We start from the raw sequence: 1,931 nt of genomic DNA, 5'->3' as shown, positions 1-1,931 counted from the left end.
AGTGGCGGCAGTGACTCCGGTGGGAGTAACTCCAGTAGTGGCGGCAGCAGTTCCAGTGGTGGTTCCGACTCGGGCGGCAGTTCCAGTGGTGGTTCTGACTCGGGTGGCAGTTCCAGTGGCGGCAGTGACTCCGGCGGCAGTGACAGCAGCAGTGGCGGCAGTGACTCCGGTGGGAGTAACTCCAGTAGTGGCGGCAGCAGTTCCAGTGGTGGTTCCGACTCGGGCGGCAGTTCCAGTGGTGGTTCCGACTCGGGCGGCAGTTCCAGTGGCGGCAGTGACTCCGGTGGGAGTAACTCCAGTAGTGGCGGCGGCAGCTCCAGCGGTGGTTCCGACTCCGGCGGCAGCTCCAGTGGTGGTTCCGACTCGGGCGGCAGCTCCAGCGGTGGCAGTGACTCCGGGGGCAGTGACAGCAGCAGTGGTGGTGACTCCAGCAGTGGCGGCAGCAGCGGTGGCAGCTCCGGTGGAGGAACCTCCGGCGGGAGTTCCAGCGGGGGTCTGCTCAGTGGCGGTCTGCTCAGCGGCGGTTTGCTCACTGGCGGTCTGGTCAGTGGCGGTCTGGTCGGTGGTGGTTCGTCCGGTGGCAGCTCGTCCGGTGGCAGCTCGTCCGGCGGCAGTAGTGGCGGGAAGTCCGGTGGGAACAACTCCGGCGGCGACTCCGGCGGTTCCTCCGGTGGTGATGAAGGGGATTGTGAGGACGGATCCTCGTCCGGCGGTTCGTCGACGTCTGGCGGTTCCTCGAGCTCCGGTGGTTCCTCGTCCGGTGGCCCGACGGTCTCCGGTGGTGGCTCGGCCATCGGCGGTGCCGGTCCCAAGCTCATTTCGCTCGTCTCGAACTGCGATGACGATGACGATGACGATGACGACGATGACGATGACGAGTGCCGGGACAACTCCGCAGCCTTCCGCGGCGGAGTGACCACAGGCGGCGTCGGCCGCGAGCGGTACACGCTCGCCTCCGCAGGAGGCTCCGCCCGTGGTGTCAGGTTCGCCGCCGGCTCCGGATCCCCCAGTCCCATGGAATTGATTTCCGCCGTCACCGCGTCGTCCATCGCCGGTGTCGACACGTTCCAGGACGTGGACGACAAGGTCAGCAACGCGCTCGGACTCACCGACGAGCCGAAGCAGCCGCCCGAGGACACACAGCCGGAGGACGAGCCGGACGACGACGCTCCGGACGGGGGAGACTGCCCCGTCGGCCCCGACCCGATGGACGTGCTGAAGGACATCCCGGACTTCCGCCCCGGCGACAAGAAGGGCTGGGCGAAAGAGGTCGAGGAGATCGCCAAGAAGAATCCCCTGACGAAGGACTTCACCGCCGACGACGCACTCATCGTCGCCGACTACACCGGCTCCTGGGCGGACGACGCGAACAGCTATCTCCGCGGCAATCCGATCTCCGGCAATCGCGGTAAGCAGGTCCCGGAGTTCATCAAGCGCATGGACCGCGCGCTGGATCACCTGCCGCGGGTCGACGGGACCTTCTACCGGGGCACGTTCATGCCGGACGACCTGCTGAAGCAGTTCGACAGCGGTGGTCAGGTCGAGATGCCCGAGTACCTCAGCACGTCGAGTGACCCGGCCAAGGCCGACCGTGCCGTCGAGGCTTCGGCGAACAAGGGCCGGACCGGCGGCGAGAGCGTCCTGATGGAAGTCACCACGAACAACGGCCGCAACATCGACGACCTGTCCCGCTACCGGGGCAAGGAGTCGGAGGTCCTCATCCCGCGCGGCGGCAAGTTCGAGAAGACGGGCGAGACGACGAAGATCATCGGCGGTAAGAAGTACAAGGTCATCCAGGTGAAGCAGGTGGGCTGAGCCGTCCCGTATGCCTGGTGCGGTGACCGGCCCGGCACCGCACCAGGCGTATCAGGACCGGCCCGCGGGCGCGGAGGGCCGGGCCGCAGCCCCGGGAAGGCCCGGACGTCAGAAGC

The 1,931-nt window shown here is 67.4% G+C and carries 2 protein-coding genes; one reads left to right on the top strand and one right to left on the bottom strand.

Annotated features, from left to right (window positions below; all coding sequences use genetic code 11):
• On the bottom strand, positions 1-533 hold a 533-nt coding region (locus ACFVW8_RS39060), incomplete at its 3' end, for a hypothetical protein (RefSeq protein ID WP_389698800.1).
• A gap of 481 nt (positions 534-1,014) precedes the next feature.
• Between ACFVW8_RS39060 and ACFVW8_RS39055 the strand changes: the two genes are divergently transcribed.
• Complete coding sequence (locus ACFVW8_RS39055) at positions 1,015-1,815, top strand: ADP-ribosyltransferase (RefSeq protein ID WP_389698797.1); 801 nt, start codon at positions 1,015-1,017, stop codon at positions 1,813-1,815.
• The last annotated feature ends 116 nt before the right edge of the window (positions 1,816-1,931 follow it).

It is taken from the genome of Streptomyces sp. NPDC058221 (assembly GCF_042882365.1).
In the GTDB taxonomy this organism is placed as follows: Bacteria; Actinomycetota; Actinomycetes; order Streptomycetales; family Streptomycetaceae; genus Streptomyces.
This window is presented reverse-complemented; position numbering and strand designations above follow the sequence as displayed.